The sequence below is a fragment of the Metabacillus mesotrionivorans genome, assembly GCF_052171315.1.
Classification (GTDB): Bacteria; Bacillota; Bacilli; order Bacillales; family Bacillaceae; genus Bacillus_P.
Genome location: NZ_JBQMFF010000002.1, coordinates 373,868 through 400,861 on the forward strand (window position 1 = coordinate 373,868; position 26,994 = coordinate 400,861).

General features: G+C 43.8%; 29 protein-coding genes. 9 read left to right on the forward strand and 20 right to left on the reverse strand.

All coding sequences use genetic code 11. The features are described from left to right. Positions 1–232: 232 nt before the first annotated feature. Positions 233–2,158, reverse strand: a complete 1,926-nt coding sequence (locus ACTSEZ_RS06695; protein ID WP_369733392.1) for a vWA domain-containing protein — start codon at positions 2,156–2,158, stop codon at positions 233–235. A 12-nt stretch (positions 2,159–2,170) separates the two neighbouring features. After that, positions 2,171–3,061 (reverse strand): ATP-binding protein, encoded by an 891-nt coding sequence (locus ACTSEZ_RS06700; protein WP_029566364.1) that lies wholly within the window; start codon positions 3,059–3,061, stop codon positions 2,171–2,173. 170 nt (positions 3,062–3,231) lie between these two features. Here ACTSEZ_RS06700 and ACTSEZ_RS06705 point away from each other — a divergent pair, with 170 nt between their 5' ends. Beyond that, entirely contained in the window at positions 3,232–3,825 is a 594-nt protein-coding gene (locus ACTSEZ_RS06705; RefSeq protein WP_029566365.1) for a hypothetical protein, read from the forward strand. 39 nt (positions 3,826–3,864) lie between these two features. Here ACTSEZ_RS06705 and ACTSEZ_RS06710 read toward each other — a convergent pair whose 3' ends face one another. From ACTSEZ_RS06710 to ACTSEZ_RS06725, 4 genes are all read right to left on the reverse strand, one after another. Further along, entirely contained in the window at positions 3,865–4,863 is a 999-nt protein-coding gene (locus tag ACTSEZ_RS06710) for an LLM class flavin-dependent oxidoreductase (protein ID WP_369733394.1), read from the reverse strand. Positions 4,864–4,970: 107 nt separating this feature from the next. Further along, positions 4,971–5,993: an LLM class flavin-dependent oxidoreductase gene (locus ACTSEZ_RS06715; RefSeq protein ID WP_369733395.1), complete on the reverse strand. Its 1,023-nt coding sequence runs from the start codon at positions 5,991–5,993 to the stop codon at positions 4,971–4,973. Positions 5,994–6,135: 142 nt separating this feature from the next. Further along, positions 6,136–6,708 (reverse strand): YitT family protein, encoded by a 573-nt coding sequence (locus tag ACTSEZ_RS06720; protein WP_369733397.1) that lies wholly within the window; start codon positions 6,706–6,708, stop codon positions 6,136–6,138. 96 nt (positions 6,709–6,804) lie between these two features. Continuing rightward, positions 6,805–7,677, reverse strand: coding sequence for a VanW family protein (locus ACTSEZ_RS06725; RefSeq protein WP_369733398.1), 873 nt, complete (start codon positions 7,675–7,677; stop codon positions 6,805–6,807). A 240-nt stretch (positions 7,678–7,917) separates the two neighbouring features. Here ACTSEZ_RS06725 and ltaS point away from each other — a divergent pair, with 240 nt between their 5' ends. Further along, entirely contained in the window at positions 7,918–9,852 is a 1,935-nt protein-coding gene (gene ltaS / locus ACTSEZ_RS06730) for a lipoteichoic acid synthase (protein WP_369733399.1), read from the forward strand. A gap of 42 nt (positions 9,853–9,894) precedes the next feature. Here ltaS and ACTSEZ_RS06735 read toward each other — a convergent pair whose 3' ends face one another. Next, entirely contained in the window at positions 9,895–10,449 is a 555-nt protein-coding gene (locus ACTSEZ_RS06735; protein WP_369733400.1) for a superoxide dismutase family protein, read from the reverse strand. Between the two features lie 796 nt (positions 10,450–11,245). Then, positions 11,246–12,274 carry a C40 family peptidase gene (locus ACTSEZ_RS06740; protein ID WP_369733401.1) on the reverse strand — a complete coding sequence of 343 codons (1,029 nt, stop codon included), beginning with the start codon at positions 12,272–12,274 and terminating at the stop codon, positions 11,246–11,248. Positions 12,275–12,532: 258 nt separating this feature from the next. On the opposite strand from ACTSEZ_RS06740, the gene ACTSEZ_RS21345 reads away from it, so the two are divergent. Beyond that, complete coding sequence (locus ACTSEZ_RS21345; protein ID WP_503129018.1) at positions 12,533–12,652, forward strand: hypothetical protein; 120 nt, start codon at positions 12,533–12,535, stop codon at positions 12,650–12,652. A gap of 32 nt (positions 12,653–12,684) precedes the next feature. On the opposite strand, the gene ACTSEZ_RS06745 is transcribed toward ACTSEZ_RS21345, so the two are convergent. The 3 genes from ACTSEZ_RS06745 to cdaS form a co-directional block, all read right to left on the reverse strand. Beyond that, the gene (locus ACTSEZ_RS06745) at positions 12,685–13,881 is read right to left on the reverse strand and encodes an MFS transporter (protein ID WP_369733402.1); all 1,197 of its coding nucleotides are present in this window, start codon (positions 13,879–13,881) and stop codon (positions 12,685–12,687) included. A 110-nt stretch (positions 13,882–13,991) separates the two neighbouring features. Continuing rightward, positions 13,992–15,326, reverse strand: coding sequence for an NCS2 family permease (locus tag ACTSEZ_RS06750; protein WP_369733403.1), 1,335 nt, complete (start codon positions 15,324–15,326; stop codon positions 13,992–13,994). A gap of 127 nt (positions 15,327–15,453) precedes the next feature. After that, positions 15,454–16,056, reverse strand: a complete 603-nt coding sequence (gene cdaS, locus ACTSEZ_RS06755) for a sporulation-specific diadenylate cyclase CdaS (protein ID WP_369733404.1) — start codon at positions 16,054–16,056, stop codon at positions 15,454–15,456. A 299-nt stretch (positions 16,057–16,355) separates the two neighbouring features. Here cdaS and ACTSEZ_RS06760 point away from each other — a divergent pair, with 299 nt between their 5' ends. Next, entirely contained in the window at positions 16,356–17,717 is a 1,362-nt protein-coding gene (locus ACTSEZ_RS06760) for an MATE family efflux transporter (RefSeq protein ID WP_369733405.1), read from the forward strand. 79 nt (positions 17,718–17,796) lie between these two features. On the opposite strand, the gene ACTSEZ_RS06765 is transcribed toward ACTSEZ_RS06760, so the two are convergent. Next, the gene (locus ACTSEZ_RS06765; RefSeq protein ID WP_369733406.1) at positions 17,797–18,204 is read right to left on the reverse strand and encodes an Lrp/AsnC family transcriptional regulator; all 408 of its coding nucleotides are present in this window, start codon (positions 18,202–18,204) and stop codon (positions 17,797–17,799) included. Positions 18,205–18,320: 116 nt separating this feature from the next. Between ACTSEZ_RS06765 and ACTSEZ_RS06770 the strand changes: the two genes are divergently transcribed. Then, entirely contained in the window at positions 18,321–19,079 is a 759-nt protein-coding gene (locus ACTSEZ_RS06770) for an MBL fold metallo-hydrolase (protein WP_369733407.1), read from the forward strand. 40 nt (positions 19,080–19,119) lie between these two features. Here the strand turns inward: ACTSEZ_RS06770 and bshB2 are convergent, their stop codons facing one another. The 4 genes from bshB2 to rarD form a co-directional block, all read right to left on the reverse strand. After that, on the reverse strand, positions 19,120–19,785 hold the full coding sequence (gene bshB2 / locus ACTSEZ_RS06775) for a bacillithiol biosynthesis deacetylase BshB2 (RefSeq protein ID WP_369733408.1): 666 nt from the start codon (positions 19,783–19,785) through the stop codon (positions 19,120–19,122). Positions 19,786–19,801: 16 nt separating this feature from the next. Beyond that, the gene (locus tag ACTSEZ_RS06780; protein WP_029280790.1) at positions 19,802–20,152 is read right to left on the reverse strand and encodes a YojF family protein; all 351 of its coding nucleotides are present in this window, start codon (positions 20,150–20,152) and stop codon (positions 19,802–19,804) included. Positions 20,153–20,164: 12 nt separating this feature from the next. Beyond that, positions 20,165–20,437 carry a protein YoyC gene (gene yoyC, locus ACTSEZ_RS06785; protein WP_369733409.1) on the reverse strand — a complete coding sequence of 91 codons (273 nt, stop codon included), beginning with the start codon at positions 20,435–20,437 and terminating at the stop codon, positions 20,165–20,167. Positions 20,438–20,523: 86 nt separating this feature from the next. After that, on the reverse strand, positions 20,524–21,486 hold the full coding sequence (gene rarD / locus ACTSEZ_RS06790) for an EamA family transporter RarD (protein WP_442504690.1): 963 nt from the start codon (positions 21,484–21,486) through the stop codon (positions 20,524–20,526). A 106-nt stretch (positions 21,487–21,592) separates the two neighbouring features. Between rarD and ACTSEZ_RS06795 the strand changes: the two genes are divergently transcribed. Continuing rightward, positions 21,593–22,060: an Hsp20/alpha crystallin family protein gene (locus ACTSEZ_RS06795; RefSeq protein WP_369733411.1), complete on the forward strand. Its 468-nt coding sequence runs from the start codon at positions 21,593–21,595 to the stop codon at positions 22,058–22,060. A 73-nt stretch (positions 22,061–22,133) separates the two neighbouring features. On the opposite strand, the gene ACTSEZ_RS06800 is transcribed toward ACTSEZ_RS06795, so the two are convergent. From ACTSEZ_RS06800 to ACTSEZ_RS06815, 4 genes are all read right to left on the reverse strand, one after another. Then, positions 22,134–22,373, reverse strand: coding sequence for a hypothetical protein (locus ACTSEZ_RS06800; RefSeq protein WP_369733412.1), 240 nt, complete (start codon positions 22,371–22,373; stop codon positions 22,134–22,136). 89 nt (positions 22,374–22,462) lie between these two features. Continuing rightward, on the reverse strand, positions 22,463–22,843 hold the full coding sequence (locus ACTSEZ_RS06805) for a DUF2188 domain-containing protein (RefSeq protein ID WP_369733413.1): 381 nt from the start codon (positions 22,841–22,843) through the stop codon (positions 22,463–22,465). Between the two features lie 120 nt (positions 22,844–22,963). Beyond that, a complete protein-coding gene (locus ACTSEZ_RS06810; protein WP_369733414.1) occupies positions 22,964–23,692 on the reverse strand; it encodes an SDR family NAD(P)-dependent oxidoreductase in 729 nt (242 codons plus the stop codon). Beyond that, positions 23,689–24,012, reverse strand: a complete 324-nt coding sequence (locus tag ACTSEZ_RS06815; protein ID WP_369733415.1) for a winged helix-turn-helix transcriptional regulator — start codon at positions 24,010–24,012, stop codon at positions 23,689–23,691. Before ACTSEZ_RS06815 ends, ACTSEZ_RS06810 begins: the two co-directional genes overlap by 4 nt. Positions 24,013–24,159: 147 nt before the next feature. On the opposite strand from ACTSEZ_RS06815, the gene ACTSEZ_RS06820 reads away from it, so the two are divergent. The 3 genes from ACTSEZ_RS06820 (at position 24,160) to ACTSEZ_RS06830 (ending at position 26,970) form a co-directional block, all read left to right on the forward strand. Further along, complete coding sequence (locus ACTSEZ_RS06820; RefSeq protein WP_369733416.1) at positions 24,160–24,783, forward strand: nitroreductase family protein; 624 nt, start codon at positions 24,160–24,162, stop codon at positions 24,781–24,783. A gap of 102 nt (positions 24,784–24,885) precedes the next feature. Further along, positions 24,886–26,172: a GntP family permease gene (locus ACTSEZ_RS06825; RefSeq protein ID WP_369733417.1), complete on the forward strand. Its 1,287-nt coding sequence runs from the start codon at positions 24,886–24,888 to the stop codon at positions 26,170–26,172. Between the two features lie 21 nt (positions 26,173–26,193). Next, a complete protein-coding gene (locus tag ACTSEZ_RS06830; protein WP_369733418.1) occupies positions 26,194–26,970 on the forward strand; it encodes a 3-hydroxybutyrate dehydrogenase in 777 nt (258 codons plus the stop codon). Positions 26,971–26,994 lie beyond the last annotated feature (24 nt).

Here is a 26,994-nt window from a genome sequence, read left to right on the forward strand (position 1 = left end):
AGCCCTGAATTTCGACTGACTGCCAAAAAATAGCTTGTTATCCGACAAAAACCCCCATATTTTTGCCAATTTCCTTTTCTTACAGCCAACCGCACCCGCATTTTTGTACTGTTCTTTCTTTTATCTGTTTTCCTGTCAGATCAGATCCTCCATACAAGGATGAATATTGTTTAGATTTGAGTATTTCATAATAATATTTGAAAGAAAAAAGCGCCTCATCACGAGACGCTTATCAGGCATGAATACTTTTTTGAAGCAATTTTTTCAAAACAGGAAACAAGACTTCCGGAAGCGTGTCAATATCCGGAACAACAATGCTGAACTTCCCATATATGTTCTGGATTGTTTTCTGCTGTCCTTCATCAATTTCGCCGTTTGAAAGGAAAATATTTATCACTTCAATTCCGCGCTTTCTGGCTTCAAGCACCGCTTCATGTGTGTCGATGATCCCGTTCTGCTCATACCCTGAAGCGGCCGGTTCACCATCTGAGAAAACCAGCATAAATTTTTGGCTCTCACTTCTTTGCATCAGCTGTTTGGTCATATGGCGAATTGCATAGCCGTCGCGGTTATCCTCTTCCGGCTGCAGCTGGAGGATCTCCGGCCCCCTCTTTTTTTGAAGGGACGAACCAAAGTCAATGACCGTCTTAAAGTGGTTTGGCTGGCTTGTTTCGGTGGCTTCATTTGTATCTTCCCAAAAACCGGTTACTTGATGGACGACAGTTACCGATTTAAGGGCTTCATGAAACAGTGTAATCCCGAGCTTCGTCTGCTCCATTTTGTCAAACATGGAAGCAGAGCAGTCAACGAGCAGGCAGAAGGCAGCATCAATCTGCGCTGAAGGCTGATTTTTCTTATAGAACAGACGAGGATTATCATCCGTTAAAAGCTTCAGCAGTTTCTTGCTCAATCTCCCTGTGTGCAAATCGCTTCTTGGGGAAATTTTTTTATGTTCCAGGGTTTTTTCAATCATTTGCTTTAATTTTTTTTGATAAGGGGCGATGATTTCTTTTTTCTCGCGGTAGGAGACCTGTTCATCAGCAGAAGGCAAGTCCGGAACTGTAAAAACAGGAATGGCATATTTGTTTTCTTTGCCAAATGCTTCATTTCCGCCTTTTTCCTCCCTGTTTTCTGCATTCTCCATGGCTTCGATCTCCGAATAATCGTTTCTGGCTGTCTTTTTGGATGACCCCTGCACCATTCCCAGTGCCTGATCTCCGTCATCCCCTTCCCTTACGCCTTCACCCAGCAGGTCAGTTTTCGTTCCCTGCTCAAGATCAAACTGAAGAAAACTTTTCGTTGCCTCGCTTGTTTCCCGGTGCCATGTTGGAAGCTTGTCTTCATGGACATCCTCATCATCATCTTCTCTTTCTTGCTTGAGAATATCATCATTTTTAAGTTTTGATTTTCTTTTCATTTCATCAAATGTCATAGCCTCATCGGCTGCCGCATAGTCAAGAACCGGAAGATGAAAATACATGTTCAGCATATCAGCCTCGAGAAGATCCTCAAGCACCTCTGTGACAGAGAGAACAATTTTGCTGATGGCTGCTGTTTCTTTTGCCTCGTAAAAAGATAAGATCTCTCTTTCTAAAAAAGGAACGGCAAGGTCAATGGACTCACTTAGTGACGGAAAAACCTCCAGGGGTGAATCCGATGTAGCTTTTAAATAGAAAGCGTTGTAAAGTGCATCTGTTAAAATGGTCCGTTCCTGATTTATAATCAGCTGGCTTTTAAAAAACCGCCTGTACATTTCCCTTCTTGCCGCAAATACACGCACAGTGCCGGGTCTTTCTTTTTTGCAGGCTTCCTCGAGGCGCAAATCCTCAAGCATGACGAAAAGCTGCTTGGCAAAGCTTGAAAGCGAAAGGTTCTGTGCAGCTTTTACAAAGGAATCAACAGCTTGATAATCCGTATACCTGCTGCTTCCGATGCTCCGGAGAAACACATCGCTTTTCAGTCCGTTCACCATATCCTTGCGGGGACGATTGTCCCAGAAATGGCTGATATGCACTTTTTTAGTGAACGGGTCAAAATAGGACTGCACGGCAAATTCAACTTCTGTCTCATCGCTGCGTGTCAGTGTTTTTGCAAGATCCGACAGCTCCATAAAAAGAAAGGAATCTACCCGTTTATCATTGAATTTAATGTATTTCATGACAGATCCCCTTTATGCAAACAGCGTTTCTGCAATATTACGGATCGCTGCCTTTTCCCTGTCATCTTCAAGTTTCTCAGTAATTCCGCGTGAGATCGCACGCAAAGGCGGAAGATAGACGGCAAGGTCGCATGTATCAATCAAGGCCCGTACTGAAGCGGCTTCTTCTGAAATTTGTCCGTTTTGCACCTGTAAGAGTAAATCAGATGACAAAGTGACAAATTGGGACAGAAGTTTTTCATCTTTCAATTTCGACTGTGTGCGAAGAACGGATTTCAGCTGGTCTCCCTGAATATACGGAACTTCTATCACAACAAAACGGTTTTTCAGTGCTTCATTCAGAGGTACCGTGCCGACATACCCTTCATTAATGGCAGCAACTGTGCCAAAGCCTTCTGAGGCGCGGATGACTTCCCCCGTAAACGGGTTCGTGATCATCTTACGGTAATCAAGCACTCCGTTTAAGATAGGAAGCGTTTCAGGCTTCGCCATATTGATTTCATCTATATAAAGCAGATGGCCTTTTTTCATCGCATGGATGACAGGCCCCTCAATAAACTCAATTGATGTTTTCGCCCCCTCTTGCGAAATGGTTTTATAGCCAAGGAGTGCCTCGGCATCAAGGTCGACACTGCAGTTAATGCTGTGCATCGGCTGTCCGAACAAATTGGAAAGGGTTTCGGCAAGCTTGGTTTTTCCAGAGCCTGTAGGTCCTTTTAATAGAACGTTTTTCCCAAGCGAGAGGGCAATCATTGCATCAAAGAGGACCGCATCCTCTGAAGGCATATAGCCTCCTTTTCCGATCAAGTATGAGTCCCCGCTGTTTTTATAGGATTCTGCCCGCTTCCTGATATCTGCCAAAAGCTGCTGCGGAAGGTTCATGGCTTCTAATTGTAAGGTCATTGTAGGTTGTTCCCTTCTCTCGTTCAAATTTCTCTGCCCCAGTATACTAGAAAAAAACGCATGACTCAAAGGGATTGTCTTTTGCAAGCGTGTTCAAAGAAAAAACCGATTATAACTGGTGGATTGCTGGTCGGAAGTGCTACATTAATTGATAAAAAAGAGGTGAATCTATGTTTAGTTTGTGGGCAGCTCTTATAGCTTATGCTGTATTTTTTGCGCCGGGAAAGAGCGGCGAGGAAGATGATATCATGAAACACCTTTTGACTGGTTCTTTTGAACAGGCAGATCCGCTCGTTGTTATGGTGTTCTCATTTTTAGGGATTTTCCCAATGATCTTTGCTCTTTTGATTTTGCCGAATGATACCCGGAAGCTTCCGGCCTGGCCGTTTGTTCTCGGTTCATTTGCCCTTGGAGCTTTTTCGCTGCTTCCTTACTTCTTTTTGAGAAAGGAGCGTAAGCATATAGAAAGGAAATTCTCAGAAAAAACGAAAAGGCTTCGTGATTCAAAGTTGGTGATTTTGATTCTTGCCGTGCTTACTGCCGGTCTATACCTTTTCGGCATCTTTATGGGGTCAATAGAGAGATATTCAGAGGCCTTTCAATCTTCGCAGCTGGTCAGTGTGATGACAGCTGACCTGTTTGTTTTAACATGGCTTTCGTGGTATGTGCTTAAACATGAATACAAAATGGGCACAAGAGCCTTCTATTCTTTTATTCCCGTTCTCGGTCCGCTTTGTTTGCTGCTTCTAAAAGAAAAAAAATAAGGGTGAAGACATCCTTCACCCTAGTTTCAAAAAGCTTATTCAGCGAAACAGTCCGGATACAATCTCGAATGACCGCAGGCGTTCGTGATGGTCGTAAATGGAAGCATTGACCATAATTTCGTTTGCTCCGGTTTCTTCTATGAATGTTTCAAGTTTCTCTTTTACCGTGCTTTCACTGCCGACAATGGATGAACCAAGCTGCTGATGAATGGCAGCTTTTTCATATGGCGTCCACAGCTCTTCCATATTTTCAACCGGCGGCTGCATTTTTCCGGGACGATTGCGGACAAGATTCAAAAACTGCTGCTGCATGGAAGTCGCCAGATAGGCTGCTCTTTCATCTGTATCAGCCGCGATGATGTTGGCGCCTACCATTGCGTAAGGTTCGTCTAGCACTTCTGACGGCCTGAAGCTGCTTCTGTACAAATTCATTGCGGGCACCGTATGCTCTGGAGAAAAATGACTGGCAAAAGCAAATGGCAGGCCAAGTCTTCCTGCAAGCTGTGCGCTGAAGCCGCTTGAACCCAAAAGCCAAATTGGCACATTCAGGCCTTTTCCCGGCACAGCTTTAACATGAGCTGCCTCTGTCGGGTTAAAGTATTCTCTTAATTCATCAAGCTGTTCAGGGAAATCTTCCCCATTGCTCATGTTTTCTCTACGCAGTGCCCGTGCTGTTAACTGGTCAGTTCCCGGAGCCCGTCCAAGCCCAAGATCAATTCTTCCAGGGTAAAGCGATTCAAGCGTTCCAAATTGCTCTGCGATGACAAGAGGAGAATGATTCGGCAGCATAATCCCGCCTGACCCAACACGTATGGTCGAGGTTCCTCCGGCAACATGGCCGATCAGCACAGCAGTTGCAGAGCTTGCGATTCCTTCCATATTATGATGCTCTGCCAGCCAGAAACGGTTATAACCCCACTTCTCCGCGTGCTGGGCAAGATCCAGTGTGTTTTTAAAAGCACCTGATGGCGTGCTCCCTTCTACAACAGGAGCAAGATCCAGAATTGAAAGCTTTACATCTTTTTTTGTATTGGACATAAAAAGTCCTCCTTCTAGTACATCTTAAAGACGAATTTATAGAAACTTACAAAAAGTAAGCGCGTGTGATTGGTATCTATTTTAACAAGGAAGAAGGATAAAAGAAACTAATTCGACTCCAGTCGGCTGCTTCCGGTTTGAAAAGCTTCTGCTAGCAGCCTGTACGACTCACGTTTTTCTTTAAAATCGTAAATGTTGGTCAGGATAAGGGCTTCATCTGTCTGATAGTCATCCGCTATCCGCAGCAGGTCCTCCTTTATCCTTTCCGGAGTGCCGATCAGCATTCGCTTTCGGTTCATTCGTATTTTGTTCTTTTGATCCTCATTAAACGTTATCTTTCGGGCTTGATCCGGAGGTATGATTCTTGTATCTCCCCCGCTTTCAACCTGGAGCAGCCAGGCATCCTGACTGCTTGCCAGATACTCGGCCTTCTCCTGAGATTCAGCGCAGACTGCAAAAATGCAGAAATTTGTCTTCGGTTCTTTTAAATTGCCCACTGGCTGAAATTGCTCTCTGTAATCTTCCATAGCTTTTTTCCCGCCGACCGGGTTGATAAAGTGCCCGTATGTAAATGCCATCCCGTGTTCAGCTGCCACTCTGGCTCCTCTGTGCGATATTCCGAGCAGCCACAAATCCGGAGAGGACGACAGCGGATCCGGCATCGCCTGTACACCAGAAAAAGCATGATCCTCCGGCAGGCCGCTGCTTAAGTAACCCCTTAAGTCCTTTAGCTGTCTTGGAAATTCGTTCATGCTCTTTCGCAGGCCGTCTGTCAGTGCAAGACGTGTTTCTGCCGAGCCTCCCGGAGAACGTCCAATGCCAAGGTCAATCCTGTTTGGAAAAAGCGTTTCAAGCGTACGAAACGTTTCAGCTACTTTCAGCGGACTGTACTGAGGGAGCAGCACACCTCCGGATCCGACTTTTATCCGTTCTGTATGAGAGGCAGCATGTGCCATCAAAATTTCCGGCGCTGTGCTTGCAAGACCGCTCGTGTTGTGATGTTCTGCAAACCAATACCGGCAATAGCCCAGCTTTTCAGCCTCTTTTACCAAGTGAAGGGATTGTGTAAGCGCATCTTTGGCTGTAAACCCTTCTGAAATGGGTGACTGGTCTAATATACTAAGTTTCATTGCATCTGATCCTCCCACTGGTGTAATGCCGATTATGCTGAAAAAAAGCGTCCATCTAAATAGATTTATCGCAGCGGTCTTTAAAAATCAAGCAATTGAACTGCGTGGAAACAAAAACAGATCCCTCAGGACCTGCCTTCTGCTATTCTTCCGGCTTCATGACAATCGAAGTAACAAGCCCAACCACAGCGATGGTTATACAGGAAAAAACAAAACTCCTCAATTCCAGTGTTTTATATCCCGCAAGAACGACAAGCCCGTCTACTAAAAGGATTGCGATGCCGATATTTAAGCTGGTATAGTCTGAAATCAGCCGTGCAAGCAGATCTGTCCCCCCGGTGCTTGTATCATTTCTGAGCATAATCCCGATTCCTATTCCTATAACGCATCCGCCTATTAATGAACTTAAGAAGATTGGCAGATCAAATGACGTCCTCAGAGGATCAAGCAGATCAATAAAGAACGCAGAAACGAGCAAACCATGAAAACTGCTGTAAAAATACGCCGGCTTATAAAACCAGGCATACATGCATAGCGGAATGCTGAACAATAAAATGCATAATCCAGTCTTAAAATCAAAGTAATAATGCATAATAAGCGCCGCACCATCCACACCGCCGTCAATCAGATGGTGAGGGACAAGAAACCCGTTAATGCCTATGCCGATCAGCAAACTTCCTATTAAAATGGCGGCTATCTTCTGTGTGATAAGCATCACCTTGCCTAAGAAAAGAGTCTTCTAACTATATGTCCAGGCATATTCTTTCAGAAGCATCTTTTTCAGACCGGCAAAATCAACCGCCGCAAATCGTTACTTCTCCCCTTCTGCACTCTTTTCGTAGAGCACTTCCTTTGTGGAATAAATCGTCACCGTCACACTCGAGCTGTAAACAGCGGCCATGATGAGAACAGGCTCGCTGTACTTATTGGTGAACTTGAAATCAGGACCATACCAGCTGACCGTCGCATCCCTACCCTTAGGCACATAGGGAACATTCCTGGAATGGGAAAACCGTTCAATTATTTTTAGGCCTGCATTGTCTGTCGCATTAAACAAGGTAGACGAAACCTGGCAGATTCCGCCGCCAATTCCTTCCGCAAGCTCGCCTCTAATGATAATTGGAGCTTTCATATAGCCTTTTGCAGCCGTTCTGTTCCCTACAACACCATTAAAAGAGAAGGTTTCTCCCGGAAAAACAACTGTATTATTAATGGCGTCTGCAGCAAGGATTATATTTGTTGATCTTTGTACATTTCGTTTGTTAAAAAAAGTAGCATAGCTGCCGATCCGTGCTGAACGGATGCTTTTTAAAAGATCACTGTCCACCCTGGGGTATAAATCCATTTTTGGCGCCTGGACCGTCATCGGCCCTTTCCCGTAAAAAAAGGAATATAAAAGTTCGCGGAATTTTTCTTTGTGCAGCCTGTAGCCTTTTTTTTCCTGTATAATCGCGCCTGATTTACTTACCTGGGCATTCACAGGGGGCTTGTACATCACATTGTCAATTCTCGTTGACATCTGATTTATTTTTTCATCGTCCAATATGTACATTTCTTCAGTAAGCTGCGCCAGATCTTCCTTTGAAATTGTCCCGATAATTTCGTTCTGGTCTTTAATCATCAGACTGTCATGATCGGGCTGCTGAGTCAGCGCAATCAGCAAAGCGAAAAAAGCCATTTTCATACATCATCACTCCCCTGCTTACTATTGGCTGGAGAGCATGACTTTATGTATGATTTTCGAACATTTTCACCTTAAAACATGATAGAATTCCAGATTGATTGAATTATAAGAAAGTTGACTTTTATAGAGGAGATGCGTTATGATTTTTCTTATCTTTTGCTGAACAAATTCAACATTTTCAAACTGACTGCTAACGATTTTTAAAAATGGATAATACTTGATTACTAGAGGTGAAAAAAATTGAACAAATTACTTGCTAAGGGTTTTTTAAATAAGCATCTTGGCTTTTTTATTTTCGCTGTAGTCCTGCTGTGGATTAAAACCTATGCTGCTTATCAAACTGAATTCTCACTCGGCATTGATAATGCCATTCAGCAGTTTCTGCTGTTTGTTAACCCGATTAGCTCTGCTGTTCTGTTTTTAGGATTAGCTCTTTTTGCAAAAGGAAAAAAGGCGTTTATCTGGATCATCATTATTGATTTCCTAATGTCCTTCCTTTTATATGCGAACCTTGTCTACTACCGTTTCTTTAACGATTTTATTACAGTCCCAACTTTGACGCAGACAAAGAATGCAGGCGATCTTGGACAAAGTCTCGGAGCTCTTGTTAAACCTTATGATGTCCTGTACTTCCTGGATGTTGTCATTTTGATGGTTCTTGTATTCGGGAAATTTGTAAAACCGGAAAATGTTCGAATGAAAGGCAAAAGAGTAGCGACTGTGATCGTTTCAGCTTTTGTTCTTTTCGGAGCAAATCTTGCTCTTGCTGAAATGGACCGTCCGCAATTACTGACACGCACTTTTGACCGAAACTACCTTGTGAAATACCTTGGAATGTACAACTACACAATTTATGATGCGATTCAAAGTTCTAAGTCTTCCGCTCAGCGCGCACTTGCTGACAGCAATGACGTTACAGAAGTACTGAACTATACAAAAGCAACACAGGCCAAGCCAAACCCTGAATATTTCGGCAAAGCTGAAGGCATGAACGTCATCTATATTTCACTTGAATCGCTGCAGACATTTGCGATTGATTACAAAATCAACGGCGAAGAAGTAACGCCGTTCTTAAACTCACTGACGAAAGACAAAAATACTCTTTACTTTGATAACTTCTTCCATCAAACCGGCCAGGGTAAAACATCTGACGCCGAGTTTATGGTAGAAAACTCATTATACCCTCTTCCGCAGGGAGCTGTTTTTACAACAAAAGCTGAAAACACGTATCAGGCAGCACCGGCAATCATGGATCAAAAGGGTTATTCAACCGGCGTATTCCACGGCAACTACAAATCGTTCTGGAATCGCGATGTCATGTATAAATCACTGGGATATGAACAATTCTTCGACGCTGAGTATTACTCAATGAAAGAAGAAGATGTTGTGAACTACGGATTAAAAGACAAACCATTCTTTGAAGAGTCCATTCCGCTCCTAAAATCAATGGAGCAGCCGTTTTACACGAAGTTCATTTCATTAACGAACCATTTCCCTTATCCGATTGAAGAAGATGAGGCTACCATTGACCCTCATACAACCGGAGACGGGTCAGTTGACCGCTACTTCCAGACGGCACGCTACATGGATGAATCTCTTCAGCAGTTCTTTGAAGACCTGAAGAAATCAGGTATGTACGACAATACAATGATCGTCATGTACGGTGACCACTACGGAATTTCAGAAAATCATAACAAAGCGATGTCTCAAGTAATGGGAAAAGAAATCAACGGCTTTGAGCACGCTCAGCTGCAGAGAGTTCCGCTCTTCATTCATGCCCCTGGCTTAAAAGGCGGACAGCAGCACCAATTTGGCGGCACAGTTGATATTCGTCCTACTGTTCTGAACTTGCTTGGCGTTGATACAAAAGACTATATCCAAATGGGTACAGACTTGATGTCAAAAGACCACCAGCAAGTAGTACCGTTCAGGAACGGTGATTTCGTTACTCCTGAATTCACTTCTGTTGACGGCAAGTTTTATGATACAAAAACAGGAGATCAAGTAAAAGAGAACGAAGAAATTAAACAAACGGAAGAAATGGTAGACAAAAAGCTGACGATCTCAGATAAAATCGTCTACGGTGACCTTCTCCGTTTCCACACTCCTGAAGGCTTTAAAAAAGTTGATCCTAATCAGTACCGCTACATGGGTCCTGATGAAAAAGAAGAATAATCAAAAGCTGATGAGAACTTTTTCTCATCAGCTTTTTTGTATTCAGTTCATGATAGCTCCGCAGGCAATCCGGTTTCCTGCATTTCCTGCCGGATCCGTCTGATAATCGTCTTTCGACTCGTGGATAATCAGCGAACTTCCATCCTCATCAAGCAGGGAATTCTTTTTCCCCTGCACCAAGGTAACATCTGCAGTCTGCAGTTCCACATCCACCTTCCCCTTCTCGTTAACTTCAATGTTAGGAAGATCCCCTGCATGATAACCTTTCGGATTATCGAATCCATGCTGTTTTTTCTTCGGATTAAAATGTCCTCCTGCAGTTTTAAAATCCGGTTTATCGCACTTTCCGGTTTCATGGATATGAATGGCTTTTATGCCGGGCGGCAGCCCTTCAGCCTTCAGCCTGATCGATACGCCTTTTCCCGTGTCAGTAAATACAGCCGTTCCAATTTTAATACCCTCGCTGTTTATCATCTCTGCTGTAACCGGAGCAGCAGTCCGCCCGCTCACAGGTGCTGACTCCTCACTTGAAGCTGTGCAGCCGCTAAGCGCCGTGACAGCAGACAGTAAAACCGCTGATACAATATGTTTTTTCATGATTCAGCCTCCATTTCAAAAATTTCTCTAGTAGGTTGTGCATAATGGAGGAAATTTAAAACGGAGGAAGTGATTATGTGAACATAAGTGTTTGCTTTTTCTTTTTGAGATTTGCGGGGCTATAGAGAGGACCTTTTGAATGGCTTCTTTTATGCTGCAAGGTTATGTCATGCCTGTTTATGACCCTTCACTCGCTCTCTTTCATGCTAAAGGTTCATATCACGGCTGCTCATGACCTTTCACACACTCTCCCCCATACTGAAGAGTCATATCACGGCTGCTTTTGACCCTTCACAAACTCTCCCCCATACTGAAGAGTCATATCATGGCTGCTTTTGATCCTTCACACACTCTCCCCCATACTGAAGAGTCATATCACCCCTGCTTATGCCCCTTCACACACTCTCCCCCATACTGAAGGGTCATATCACGGCTGCTCATGATCTTTCACACACTCTCCCCCATACTGAAGGGTCATATCACGGCTGCTTTTAACCCTTCACTCGCTCTCTTTCATGCTAAAGGGTCATATCACGGCTGCTTTTAACCCTTCACTCGCTCTCTTTCATGCTAAAGGTTCATATCAAGGCTGCTCATGACCTTTCACACACTCTCCCCCATACTGAAGGGTCATATCACGGCTGCTCATGACCTCACACTCACTCTCCTCTATACCGAGGGGTCATAACTTATTGCTGAAATGCAGATATATAACATCTTTTCTAAGCATCACAATAATAAAAAAAATCCGCTCCCTCTTTTAAAAGGAACGGATTTTATGAAACACAGCGGCTTCTTATTTTAAATATCTTTTAGCTCCAAGGTATCTTGCTTTCCAGTAGGAGTTGTCCATCTTCGAAACCGTTACACCCGATGAGCTTGCGTGAATAAATTCACCATTGCCAAGGTAGATCCCCATATGGGATGGACCTGCTTTATAAGTAGTGAAATAAACGAAGTCACCTTTTTGCGGAGAGCTTACAGACGTCATAATATCCCAGTAGCCTGCAGTGCTCAGGCGGGATACGGACGTTACTTTGTTCAGTACATAGTACATATAGCCGCTGCAGTCAAAACCTGACGGGGTATTTCCGCCCCAGCGGTACGGAACTCCAATGTGTTTTTTGGCTTCGGCAATCATTGTATCTATTTTACTGCTTGCAGATGGCTTTGTTTCTTCCACTTCTTTAGGCGGCTGTGCTCCTGAACCTTTAACTTTGAGAACCTGTCCTGCATATATGGTATCAGATTTCAGATTATTCATTGCTTTCAGTTCAGCAATCGTTAAATCAAACTTATTCGCAATTTTTCCGAGATAGTCGCCAAGCTGAACCTTATATGTAGACGTTTGAGGTGTCTGGGCTGCTGGTTTTGGACTTTGCACAGGAGCTTGCGGTGCAGGTGCTGATGATGCTTTGCTGACTTTTAAAACCTGACCCGGCCGGATCAAATCTGATTTAAGGCCGTTCCAGCTTTTCAGTTCATTTACCGATACTTTATGGTTTGACGCAATGACCCAGAGTGAATCACCTGACTTCACAGTGTATGCAGCGGCAGACGCTGGCTTTTTCACTGATGCAGGTTTTGGGGCTGACGGTTTTGCATTTTGAGCACCTGAGATTTGAAGGACTTGTCCAGGGTAAATCACTTCACTCGTTAATTTATTTGTTTGTTTAATTGTTTGAATCGTTGTTTTATAGTCACGTGACAATTTCCACAGCGAATCGCCTTTTTGTATGGTTACACTTGCTGCTGAAGCTGCAGAACCAATGAGGCCTGAGCCTATGACAGCTGAAGCAGTCAACCCGAGAATCTTCTTTTTCATCTTCTGCTATGTACCTCCTTTTTCTTACTTCACTATTTTAATAGATTAGGGCATTAATTACTACAAATTTCTAAAAATAGTATGATTTTCTTACATTTTACGACGGAAAATGTCAATTTTATCCCGAAAAATCCCCGTAAAATGACATACTGATGCTTTTTTCCCTGGAGCACCTTCTGTCTGAAGTACATATACTATTTAAAAGGAAACAGGGTGTTTTGGATGGCGAAAAGATCAAGAGGCAAGACTTTATGGAGAATGGCATCACGGGCCAGAGGAACGTGTCCTATATGCGGAACACAGCGGATAAAGCTCCTTTACCCGAGCCTTCAGGACGGGCAGAAGGTAACAGTCTGCAAAAAATGCAGAAATAAATAAACCGAAAAAAAAGAGAGGTTTCCCCTCTCTTTTTACTTGCTATCACTTAAAACAGCAATCTCGTTTCTCTGAAAATACTTCATACCGTATAAAATGACGAGCAGGAGCGAAAGCGTGCCGAATATAAGGACCATATATTGCAGTCCGATCGTATCAAGAAACAGCCCTGTACCGAGCAGTACGATCTGAAACATGACCCGGTCAAGCATATTTCTGAATGAAAAGAATCGCCCATGATATTCTTTTGGTATTTTTGTCTGAAAGATGGTTGAAACGATCGGGAAGAAACAGCCTACACCAAGTCCGAATACTCCAAATGAAACAAGTGACATCCACATGATATCGCTGAAGAATAAACTTAAATGAGCAATGGAGATGATGAGCGCAAAGACAAACAGCATATGAACAGATGAAAAGCGGTGCGTAATTTTCTTCACGAAAAAAGCGCCGATCATAAAAGCGATCCCCTCTACCGTATACAGCAGTCCTTTAATGGATGTGCTGTCCTGCAGTTCACTGATGTTGATGACCATGAGATTGAAACCGCCGATAAACAGCACTGGAATGATTGTCAGGACAAGCGCTGTAATCGCAATAGGCGCAGCCTTCAGCACCGGAAGCACTTCTCTGAAGGAACCCGAACTTCCCGTACCGTTTTTTTCTTTTTTCTCTTCCTCGAAATCAAGCAGGAACGTTGCTCCGAATAGTATGGCATAGGCAGCCATAGAAAGAGCATAGATCGATGTTAAACTCATAAATACGAGCAGTGCCCCTGCCAGTGCCGTTCCAATGACCCTTGCAATGGTCGCAACGTTCATATGTACCCCGTTCATCTGTATCAGATCCTGATCCTTGACGATAATCGGAATAACAGCCTGCAAAGCAGGAAAATAAAAAGCAGCCGACAGCTGAATGCTGATCATAAACAGAACCATAAACAAAAGAGAATCAAGCCCGATTGCGATAAACATAAACACGACACTTACCATCCGTCCAAGTCCGGAGTAGATCAGCACCGTTTTTTTTGAACAGCTGTCAATCAGCCTTCCCGCCAAAGGACCGACCAGCACTCCGGCAAGTAGACCAGTAAACAGAATAAGCGATTTCATAAAGTCAGATGGCACATTTTTCTGCATGAACTCAAGGTTTCCGATAATTCCGAACCACAGTCCAAGTCCGGCAACGAACTCCCCGCTGAGCACAATCCAGACATTTTTATTTTTCCACATCGTATTGTCCCCGTTTTCTTAGCTGAACCAGCTGAATTTTCTCTATTTATACTATAGCACCGGCTGATTTATTTCGCCACACGAAAAAAAGAGACCTTATTCGGTCTCCTTTAAATCATTGTATAAAAGTTGATTAGGAACGCAGCCGTAATGACATACATCATCCAGTGAAGCTCTCTCACCCTGCCTGTAAATACTTTAAGCAGCGTATAGGAAATAAATCCGAAAGCCACCCCTTCTGCGATGCTGAATGTAAGAGGCATCATAATAATCGTCAAAAATGCAGGTATCAATTCTGTCAGATCATCAAAGCGAATTTCCTTTAGCTCTGTCAGCATGAAGGCACCGATGATGACAAGTACGGGAGCAGTTGCCGCATTTGGAATGAACTGAATAAGCGGTGTGAACAGCAGTGTCAGCAAAAACAGCAGCGCGGCAAAGACTGCTTTCAGACCCGTTCTTCCGCCTTCTGCAATTCCGGTCGCATTTTCAATATAGGTGTTCATGGCTGTGCTGCCGAAAACGGCGCTTATCATTGTTCCGAGTGCACCAGTTGTAAGGGCACGCTTCATATGAGGTGTTTCACCGTTTTCATCGTTCAGATCGGCTTTTTTCGTCAGCCCGATTAACGTAGCGAGCGTGTCAAAAAGTTCAACAATTGTGAATGAAAAAATGACAGAGAAAATGCCGTATCCGATGGCTGCCATAATATCGAGCTTTAAAAACGTCAGTTCAACAGACGGCCAGTCCGTCGAAAAAATGTCGCCAGCTGATGCCGGAACAGGCGAATGGCCGGTTGCCATTGAAAGAATTGTAATGACAAAAATGCTCAAGATCAGACCGCCTTTAATGTTTCTCGACACGAGAGCGGCAGCGAGAATAAGTCCAAGAAGTGAAAGCCATGTACCTTTATCCGCGATGTTTCCCAGTGCAACATAAGTGGATTCATCAGGTACTATAATTCCTCCGTTTTTCAGGCCGATAAACGCGACAAAAAGGCCGATTCCGGCTGTTATCGATGCTTTAAGCGTTTTTGGGATAGCCGAAACGACTTTAGAACTTACCCCGGTAACCGAAAGCAAAAAGAAAACAAGTCCCGATATAAACACAGCGCCAAGTGCTGTTTCCCACGACAGGCCCTGTCCAAGCACCACCGTGTATGTAAAAAAGGCGTTGAGCCCCATCCCCGGGCCGATGACGATCGGCAAATTAGCCCATAGACCCATGAGCATTGTTGTTAAGACGATAGCCAAAATGGTACCCGCAAGTGCTGCCTCTTTCGGCATCCCCGCTTCTGACAGAATAATCGGGTTGACTAAAATGATATAACTGACAGTCATAAAAGTAGTCAAAGCTGCCAGAAATTCCGTCTTAACGGATGTATTCCGTTCATCAAGCTTGAAGTAATCATTCAGGAGTGAACGGGATTTGCTGCTGTCTTTCATGTCTATTCTCCTCCTCAATTTTTGAAGAGCGCTGTCTTACTAATGATGAAAGTTCAATCAAAGAATAAAGGCAAAGCTCGTCAATTAAAAACTATATTATATGCTTTTTACCGGAAAAAGAAAAGCCTTAATCCGAGCTGAACGGATACAGCCCCCCGTCAATCGCAAAGGACATTTTCCCCGTTTCCTCTGATACAACTAAAGCGATGGCATCTGTTTTTTCAGTTATGCCGATTGCCGCACGGTGTCTTGTCCCAATCTTTGTTCCGGAATTTTTAATGGATAGAGGGAGCACATTTGCTGCTGAAACAATCCTTGTGCCCGAAATAAGCACTCCCCCGTCATGAAGAGGATTTCCGGGATAAAAAATGCTCTCAAGAAGTGACGCTGTGAGCTCTGCATTTATCTGAACTCCGTTTTGGAGAAGCCCCTGCAGCGGATTTTCCCGTTCAATTACGATTAATCCGCCGTGCTTGTGCTTTGCAAGCTCCTGGATGACTTTGGAAAGCACCTCATAGTGCGGCGTGTATTCTGACAAGTAGGCCTGTAGATAATAGGATGATGCCTGTGCCTGCAGCTGCTGGAAGGTTTTATGCAGCTCATCGAGTTCGCAAAGAAGGCAATAATTTTTCACATGCAGCGATGACATAAGCTGCTCTGATTCTTTTATGATCATGCCAAGCTGATGATAAATATGTTTCTTAATCGGGTCCAGCGGTTCTTGTTCCACTCCGCACTCTCCTCTCCGGCAAATCTTTTTTAGTGTTTGAAACGAAGAGTCATCTCATGCAAGAAATTCCCAAAAACGGTTAATACTAATAAAAATTTTCGGGGAGGGTCTATAGTGACTGTAATGAAAATCGTTCAATATTTGTTCTCTGGAATGGGTATTGTCATTTTAAGTTTCTTCTACTATCAAATGTTTAAGCCGCAAAAAAAAGAGGTGGAACAGAAACCGAAATAATGACTTGCCATTATCTTTTCGTGGTATAATTCTTTCGTTACTCTACAGAAACGGAGAAAGCAGCCATGAAACAAACATATACGTTATGGGATAAAAGCAAACAGTTCTTCCATATTCTTCTTCCAATTTTAATTACACAAGTAGCGCTTTATTCAATGAATTTTTTTGATACGACGATGTCCGGAAAGGTCAGCCCGGGAGATCTTGCAGGCGTTGCAATCGGTTCAAGCGTATGGGTTCCGGTATATACAGGACTGAGCGGAATCTTGCTTGCTGTCACACCTATCGTTTCTCAGTATGCAGGAGCCAAACAAAAGGATAAAATTCCTTTCACGGTCATTCAGGGCCTCTATTTGTCGGTTCTCCTTGCCTCAGCAGTTGCAATAGCGGGATTCTTTGCTCTTGATCCGATTCTGAATTCCATGAACCTGGAAAACCATGTCCGGGAAACAGCCAAGTACTACCTTGCAGCGCTGGCTTTTGGAATACTTCCTCTTTTTTCTTATAATGTTCTGCGCTGCTTCATAGACGCACTTGGCTTTACGAGGGTCTCTATGTTTATTACTCTGCTTTCCCTTCCTATTAATGTTGTTTTAAACTATCTGCTTATCTTCGGTAAATTTGGATTTCCCGCTCTCGGAGGCGTGGGGGCAGGGGTAGCATCAGCGATAACGTACTGGTCGATTATGCTGATCTCGGTTTATGTCGTTTATAAAAAAGTTCCCTTTGCAGACTACGGCATTTTCAGCAGGTGGTATAAGGCTTCTGTCAAGGCATGGCTTGATCTGCTTAAAATCGGGATCCCCATCGGCATTGCGATTTTCTTTGAAACAAGCATTTTCGCTGCTGTCACTCTGCTCATGAGCAACTATGATACGGTGACCATTGCTTCTCACCAAATCGCTATTAATTTTGCCTCCCTTCTGTATATGCTGCCGCTCAGCATCTCAATGGCCCTTACCATTGTAGTAGGGTTTGAGGTTGGCGCCAAACGCTATAAAGATGCAAAAATATACAGTTACCTAGGGATTGTGCTTGCTGTTATCCTGTCTTTGCTTACAGCAGCAGTCATCTACTTCTTCAGAAGTGAAATTGCCGGAATTTACACAAATGACGGGATTGTCGTTGGCCTGTCTGCGCAGTTTTTAATCTACGCCATCTTCTTTCAGCTTTCTGATGCAATTGCTGCTCCAATTCAGGGAGCCTTGAGGGGATATAAAGATGTAAATGTCACGCTTATCATGGCTCTTGTCTCATACTGGGTGATAGGGCTGCCAACGGGATACTACCTTGCAAACAACACAGATTTCATGGCTTTCGGATACTGGATTGGACTGATTGCGGGACTTGCAGCTGCGGCTGCAGCACTCTCCGCCAGACTATGGTTCATTCAAAACAGAGTTTATGATAAAAGACAGCGGGGCTGAACATTCCATCTCTTATACCAAAAAACAAAACCCCCGGGTGCACCGGGGGTTTTTGTCTATATGCAGGAAACCATTTTTATCAGCTGGACCTGATGACGATTGAAAGTTTATAGTTCGCATATAAATTCAAGCCATTTAAAAACTCATCCAGGTCTTCATTTTTATCGAACTTGCATTCAATTAAGTAACAGCTTTCCCCGCTTATTTTATACAGCTTGGCGGCATTCTTTTTTTCTATAAACTCAAGCAGAGGTTTATGGTTATGGTTTCTTGTGAAAACATTGATAAATGCATGAATCATTTTTCCTGTTTTCTGGTCATTTACATTGATAGTATACCCTTCAATAATGCCCTCTTCTTCAAGCTTGAGTACTCTGGCTGATGCTGCCTGACCAGTCAAATGGACTTTTTTGCCCAGTTCTTTCATGGTCATTCTTCCGTTATTTCTTAGCTCCTCAATAATCTTAAGGTCTGTTGCATCCGGCATGCGGCAAACATCCTTTCAATAATCAAGCCAAATGGCTTTAAGACTTGATTTCATCTATGTATTACCTTCTGCATGTATTTTATACTAAGAAAGAAAAGTTGAGAAGGAGGAACACAATGTACATTCAGCAAATACGAAACGCCACTTTAAAAGTCCAATATGCGGGTAAAACCTTTTTGATTGACCCATTTTTCGCAGAAAAACATGCAATGCCGCCGTTCCCTAACACACCAAATCAGGATGTGAGAAATCCGCTTGTTGATCTTCCTGTACCGGTTGAAGAACTCACTCACGCTGATGCTGTTATTGTTACACATTTGCACCCTGATCATTTTGATCAAGCTGCGGCGGAAGCTTTGTCTAAAGACATGATCATTCTCGCTCAGAGTACGGAAGATGCAGAAGAAATCCGTAAATATGGCTTTACTGATTGTTCAGCGTTTAATGATGTTCAGCTTTTCGAAGGCATCAGGCTGATACGGACATCAGGACAGCACGGAAGAGGAGACATCACCAAAATGACAGGACCCGTTTCGGGGATTGTCTTTAAAAATGATAAAGAGCCGACATTATATGTTGCCGGAGATACAGTCTGGTGCAGCGAGGTTGAAAAAGCGCTTGATCTCCATCAGCCGGATGTTGTGGTTGTAAACGGTGGCGCAGCGAGGTTCCTTGAAGGCGGTCCTATTACAATGACAGCTGAGGACATTTTTACCGTTAAGGAAGCAGCTCCTCAGGCTGAGATCGTCGTTTCGCACATGGAGTCTTTAAATCACTGCCTTTTATCCCGAAGAGAGCTTAACCGTTTGATTACAGAGAAAAACCTCAGCAGCACTGTTTTTGTGCCGGAGGACGGGGAAACTCTAAAATTCTAAGAACAGAAAAACGAGTGCGGAATGAAATCCGCACTCGTTTTTAGTCATTCCATTTATATGTCCAGAAGATTTCCTTCTCAATCCATTGTGAAACTTCAGGATCTTTGTTTTTGAATTTCTCTTCCATTTGCTTCAGCATACCCTCTGTCTGGCTGCGGTGAGCACGCAGCGCGTTCAGCTTCATGTCAGCAACACTTGTAATATCGATTGTCACATCATGCTCGCCAAGAACCTCCGTACGGTTGCGGGTTATGGCGATGCAGTAAGTTTCCGGCCTTTCTTCAATCGGCTTTCTCTTCAGGGCATGAATGACTGCTTCCCCAGTTGCATCATGATCCGGATGAACCCCGTGACCGGGATAAAATGTCACAACAAGCGTCGGTTTTACTTCATCAATGATTTCTTCAATGATATCCGCAAATGTGTCAATGTCTTCAAATTCAAGCGTTTTATCGCGAAGGCCAAGCATTCTTAAATCCTGCACATTGAGTGCATCACATGCATCCTTCAATTCTTTTTTGCGGATTTCAGGGAGCACTTCTCTGTTGGCAAAGAGAGGACTTCCCATGTTCCGGCCCATTTGCCCGAGTGTTGCACAAGCATAAGTAACCGGAATTCCCTCTTTTCGTTTTAAAGACATCAATCCCCCCACGCCGAATGATTCATCATCCGGATGAGGCAGGACAACTAATACATGTTCTCTCATCATTTCTTCTCTCCTTCTACTCAGCAAACGGTGTTTCGCTGATCTGAAGCGCGATGGCAAGCTTTCCGTCGCGGTCATGCCCAGCCATCAGCAGCTGATTGTTTTCATTGTATACCCAGTCTGTCAGGCCTTCTGCATAAATCCAGCCATGATCCATTTTAAGTCCGACCCTGTATGGGCCCTGTCCTGTAATTTTTGCCTGGTTAAACGAGACTTTTGCATTTCGGATGAATGCAACGACCGTCATGTTGTTTTCATTCATATGGGCAGAATATGCGCCGGTTGTTGTTTCAAGATGCACATATACTTCTTTGTTTACTAAAACATCCAGGTATTTCTGAATATCTTCTTTGGAAATTGGGACCATGTGATTGCTCCTTTATGTAAGTACTATCCGTTCTTCTGCTACTTTTACATGCAGGTCCATCAGGGCGATTTTCTCCTGATCACTGAGTCCGGATGCTGAAATGCGCTTAATAGCGGAAAAGAATTTCTGCTCCGGCTTTTTGCGGAGCCTGGGATGAGTGTGTTCATCCTTAAGGTCTCTTTCAATGGCGTCACAAAGAGTCTTCATTTCGTCTGATGACACCTCAAGACTCCGGTTTGACCAAAGGTTTCTGTATGCTTCAAGCAAGCTTCTGTCAAAACTCATCTTCTTCAACCCTTCCTGCATGTCTTATTGTATACCTAAAAATCATTTCAATGAAAGAAAAAAGCCTCGCACAAGGGCAGGCTTTCCTACAATTCCATTGTTTTCTTTTTCTTCCATTTCCAAGCGCTTCCCTTCACGTGTGAAAAAGAGAACAGAACAAGCGCAGACCAAATGAGTGAGAAAGTAATCATTTCCGTTCCAGAAAATGATTCATTGTAAACAAGCACCCCTAGAAGCAGTGTAATTGTCGGGGCGATATACTGCAGAATACCGACCATGAATAAAGGAATGTGCTGTGCTCCTTTTGCAAACAGCAAAAGCGGAACAGCCGTGACGATGCCCGCTCCAATTAAAAAGGCATTTGTTGCAGGCGACCAGTCAAAAAAGGCTGAATTGCCTTTTGCCGCAATCGAGAAAATATAGATTAGAGCTGCCGGCATCACCATCAGTGTTTCAAGTGTAAGCCCGATCGACGCATCAAGCTTGGTTACTTTTTTCGTCAGGCCGTAAAAACCAAAACTTAAAGCAAGTACAAGAGCAACAAATGGAAACTTCCCGTACTGAAGCGTCATAAACAGCACGCCTGCAGCTGCAAGGCCAAATGAAGCATATTGCCACTTATTCAGTCGCTCTTTCAGGAAAATCATTCCGAGGAGGACGCTTATTAAAGGATTAATATAATAACCGAGGCTCGTTTCAAGAATATGGTTGTGGTTCACAGCCCAAATATAGAGATACCAGTTTATGCTGATCAGTACAGACGAAAGAACGAGAGACAGGAGCAGGAGCGGTTTTCTCAGCATGCGTTTGATCACATCTGCGAGCTGTCCCCACTGCTTTTTCATCTGAATGAGGAACATCATGAACAAGAACGACCAGAAAACACGGTGTGCCAGAATTTCCTCAGATCCTACATGCTCAATCAGCTTCCAGTAAACAGGGAGAATCCCCCATAAAAAATAGGCGAGTGCCGTATGCATCAAGCCTGTGTGGTATGCATCATATTGTTTTTGCTTCATTTTTACAGCACCTTCCTTTACAATCAACATGCCCATTATAATCCTGAAACAAGGATTGCGACAAGAAAAAAATCTTAACCGTTGCCCTGAATCATTCATATAGTGAACTATACCTGCAAAAAAGGGCGTGACAAGCATGTTTCCCTGGAATAAGAAATTCCCCTTCAATCAGTCAGACGGACAGATGCCGGATGCCTTTAAAAACATGAACCCGAAAAATGTGGAGGATTATATTCAAACCATTATGGGCAACGTTTTTGGCGAAGGATTTCAAACGCAATTTCCCTATCAGGGCAATGTAGCGCCGGCAAAAACACAGCAGACTGTCTCCCGGAAGCCTGAACTGTTTGAAACGAACGATCACATTTTTGTAAAAATCAGCGCATCTGAAGAACAGGCTTCAAACCTCAGAATACAGCACAACAGCAATCAGCTCTTTATTATGAACTACCCGGAGAATGGAAAGCAGGAGAAGATTATCCTTCCGTCACTTGTCAGGAGAAAGGGCACAAAAGCCTCCTACAAAAACGGTGTTTTGGAGATCCGCATGCAAAAAAATGAAGATCTCCAAATGTCGGAAATTGATGTTGTGCCGGAAAACTAAAAATCACTGCAACAATAATGGACCAGAGACTATAGGCTCTCTGGTCCATTATTTATCTGCAGAATCAATTTTGTCAGTATGGCCCTCCCGGGTAAGGTCCTCCCGGATAGCCTGGATAGCCGCCCGGTCCTGGGTATCCTCCATAATATGGAGGCGGCGGTGGCGGATAATAATAGGGTCTAGGATAGTTAAACAAGGCACTGCCAAGAAATCCTCCGAGCAATCCTCCTACAAGCGGCGCTCCAAATCCAAAAAAGAATGGTCCTCTGTTGCCTCCGCCTCGGTAGCCTCTGGCTGGATAGTACGGGTACATGCATTCCCCTCCTCTTTATTGCTTACCTTATAAGGGTATTCACCTAAAAGGTTTTGGAGTGGGCGCATGTCTTAAAAAAACGAAAATAATCATCTGCTGTTTACGGTGTTTTCAACAGAGCCGTCCATTTTGTGTACAACCAATGAACAGTCGTTGTTCTTCACAAGCTCCCTTCCTTTTTCAACAGCTTCCTGCTTGGTGTCAAATCTGTAGCTTGCCCTCTTGCTGCCTTCTTTTTTAACCATCCATCCTTGTTCGTCTGAAACAACATGATATTCTTCTTTTGAATTGCCGTTATCCGAACTGCTGCCGTCAGCCCATTTTTCAGCCTGCGACACTGCAATCGGTATGGCGCGGCCCTCATCGTACCCGTCATCTACCAGTGCATTTCCAATTTCGATTGCTTTATCACGCGTCTTTGCGGGTAAATTTTTCATTGATTGAGGATAATCCTCTTTTGTCCATGGCATATTCTTCATTCCTTTCTGATTTTTTCTTATCTATTACCCGCCCTGCATGATTGCAAACAGATTCCTTCAGTTTCTCAATCCATAAAAGAACATAAAAAAAAGACTGTTTAACACAGTCCCTTAATGCTCATAAATCATTTTTCGGGTCATGCCCCCGTCGACCACAAGGTTTGCTCCTGTGACGAAATCATTTTCCGGGTCTGTCAGATAAAAGCAGGCTTTCGCAATATCCGCAGGCTTTCCTACCCTTTTAGATAAATGCTGCTCGTGATCAACAGATCGCAGCTGATCGTATTCCTTTGTCTCAATCCAGCCGGGTGAGATGCAGTTTACTTTGATCCGGTCATCGCCAAGCGAGGCGGCAAGCGCATGAGTAATGGCCACGATGCCGCCTTTTGTCGCTGCATATGCCTCTGAATTCGGCTCAGACATTTGCGCTCTTGTCGACGCTATGTTCACAATAAAACCGCCAGCTTCATTTTTCTTCATCACTCTGGCAGCTTCCTGAGAAGCGAGAAAAACACTTCTTAAATTTGTATTCAGCACATCATCCCAGTCTTCAATGGTTAATTCGTAAAACGGCTTAAAACGGGACACACCGGCATTGTTGATCAGGATATCGATTTTGCCGGTTTCACGGACAGCCGTTTTCACCAGTATCTGAATATCTTCAATCTTTCTTACATCTGTCTGAATAAAGTGAATGTTATCAGAGCTGTCGGAAATGGTTTTCCCTTTTGCTGCGTCAAAATCTGCCAGAAAAACGCGGTCTCCTTTTTCTGCATATTGCCTGACAAGCTCCTCGCCAATTCCATTGGCTCCACCGGTAATGATAACAGTGCGGCTCATTTCATTTCCTCCCCAAGACAGTATTTATCAGCCCATTCTTTTACCTCATCCATAACCTTTTCAAGAGAATAGCCCATTTCTGTGAGCTTATATGTCACTTTTACAGGAGTATCGGGGATGACAACTCTCTCGACAATGCCAGCCGATTCCAGTTCTTTCAGCCGTTCAACAAGCATTTTTTGACTAATACTAGGAATAGTATCTGTCAGATCTTTAAACCGTTTAGGTCCGTCAAGCAGCACGTGGACAATTAAGCCTGTCCACCGCTTGCCTAAAAAACCGAAAGCTTTTTCCATTTTTGGGCACAAGTTAGATTCCATCGCGAATCTCCTTTACCAGCTTATTTCTTGACATCTATTCATCACCATATTATGATTTTACTATCAGCACTTACTAAAAGTTAGTTTGTAACTTTTTGTATATTATACCTTATTTAAAATACTTATTCAACTTTGGAGGTTTTTCACATGTCAGCAGCAACAACTGAAAGCATCTTATCTATTATGTCTGAACGCAGTTCAGTGCGCAAATATGATCCATCCGCAAAAATCAGCAAGGACGAGTTAAAAGAAATTTTGGAACTGACGGGAAAAGCTCCATCTGCATGGAACCTGCAGCACTGGAAGTTCATGGTTTTCCACAGCGATGAATCGAAAGAAAGACTTCTTCCTATTGCATACAATCAAAGCCAGATCACAGAAGCGTCTGCTGTAGTTGCCATTCTCGGCGACCTTGAAGCAAACAAAAACACAGATAAAGTATATAATCCTCTTGTATCAGCAGGTTTTATGAAAGAAGAGATCAAAGATACATTGGCAGGGCAGATTCACGGAGCTTATCAAAATCCTGTATTCGCACGCGATGCAGCGTTCAGCAACGCTTCTCTTGCAGCCATGCAGCTCATGCTGACGGCTAAAGCAAAAGGGTATGACACGTGTGCTATCGGAGGATTTAATGCATCTCAGCTTTCAGAAACGTTTAAAATTGAGGACCGTTACGTTCCTGTTATGCTAATTACGATCGGTAAAGCAGCAAAGCCTGCTCACCAAAGCTCTCGCATCAGCATTGATGAACTAAGCACATTTTTATAAGGAAAAGACCGGCGGTTATAAAAACTTGCCGGTTTTTCGTTTTTTTCAGCTTCTTTTGGGGAAAGTAAGGTCAGATAAATCTACTTAAGGAGCTAATGCAGCATGATAAACATCATCATCGGATTGGTTTTGCTGATGGCACTTGCCTATCTTGGCTGGTCCATCATCTGGATTGCGCCGCTTATTGCTTTAATTGTAGCCGGCCTTGAAGGAGTTGACCTGCTTCCTGCCTATACGGAGACGTATATGAAAGGGTTTGTCGATTTTACCTTTAAATGGTTTCCGATTTTCCTGCTTGGGGCTATATTCGGAAAACTGATGGAAGAAACCGGCATGGCGCAGTCTGTCGCCTTTAAAATCACGCAGTTTATCGGAAAGAAACGAGCTGTATTAGGCGTTTTAGTAGGAGCAGCCGTTCTTACTTACGGCGGTGTCAGTCTGTTTGTCGTCGTTTTTGCCATCTACCCGCTTGCAATCGCTCTTTTCCGGTCTGCAGATGTGTCCAGAAACCTGATACCTGCAACGATTGTGTTAGGTGCATTTACCTTTACGATGACTGCCCTGCCGGGAACACCGCAGATTCAAAATATCATTCCAACCGATTATTTTGGCACAACTCCGACCGCAGGTCCGATTATGGGGATTGTTTCCGGTCTCATCATGGCTGTGGGAGGCTATTTCTATTTAGCCTGGCGAGGCAAAAAGCTCCAAAACAAAGGTGAGAAATTTACAGAGCCCAAGGGCGGGGACGAAGTAAAGGACATTGATCCGTCGCAGCTTCCAAACGCCTATCTTTCGATTATCCCCCTGATTGTTGTTGTAGTTGTTCTGAATGTGTTTAAATTGGATATTTTGCTTGCACTTGTCATTGGGATTTTATCCATCATGCTCCTTTCCATTACTAAATTTAAAATGTTTATCAAATCAATCAACGGCGGAGCTGCAGGTTCTGTGATGGCCATTGTCAACACAAGCGCTGCAGTTGGTTTCGGAGCAGTAGTGACAGCTGTACCCAGCTTTGAACAGCTTACTGATCTGATTCTTGGAGTGAAAGGGAATCCGCTTATATCAGAGGCAATTGCCGTTCAGCTTTTGGCCAGTATAACCGGTTCAGCCTCCGGAGGAATGGGAATTGCTCTTGAGGCTCTGGGAAGTCAATATATGGAGCTTGCCAAAAGCACAGGAATTTCCCCTGAAGCTTTTCACAGGGTTGCAGCAGTTGCTTCCGGCGCCTCAATCCTTCCGCATAATGGAGCTCTGCTTACACTCCTTGCGGTTACAGGACTCAAACACAAACAAACCTACCTGGATGTTGCCGTTGTAGGACTGATCATTCCGATTATAGCTGTCATTGCAGCGATTGCACTTGCGTCCATGGGATTATATTAAAGAATAAAGGAGCGGTTGACTATGTTAAAAGACAAAGTTGTACTTATTACAGGAGCTGCACAGGGAATCGGCTATGAGGTTGGCGAGCGGTTTGCTGAAAACGGAGCAAAAGTTGTTTTAACAGATGTAAATGAAGAAGGCGTAAAAAAAGCAGCCGAACAGCTTGCGCAAAAAGGCTATGAAACACTCGGCCTGAAATGTGATGTGACAAGCGAAGAGGAAATCAAAAAGGCCATTGATGACACCGTTGCCCATTTTGGCGAATTTCACATTCTTATCAATAATGCAGGCCTCCAATATGTATCGCCAATCGAAGAATTTCCTACAGAAAAATTCGAGCTTTTAATCAAAATCATGCTGACCGCACCGTTTCTTGCTACAAAGCATGTTTTTCCGCATATGAAAAAACAAAAATACGGACGCATCATTAACATGGCATCCATTAACGGAGTCATCGGATTTGCCGGAAAAGCCGCCTACAACTCAGCCAAGCATGGAGTCATCGGGCTCACAAAGGTTTCAGCGCTTGAAGGAGCTGCAGATGGCATTACCGTCAATGCCCTTTGCCCAGGATATGTTGACACTCCTCTCGTGCGCAACCAGCTTCAGGATCTTGCCAAAACGAGAAACGTAGAACTGGAAAAGGTGCTTGAAGAAGTCATCTACCCTCTCGTTCCTCAAAAACGTCTGCTTTCAGTTGATGAAATTGCTGATTATGCCGTTTTTCTGGCAAGTGATAAAGCAAAAGGCGTGACCGGACAGGCCGTGCTTCTTGATGGCGGTTATACGGCTCAGTAACAAAAAAAATGCCTGGATTCGATT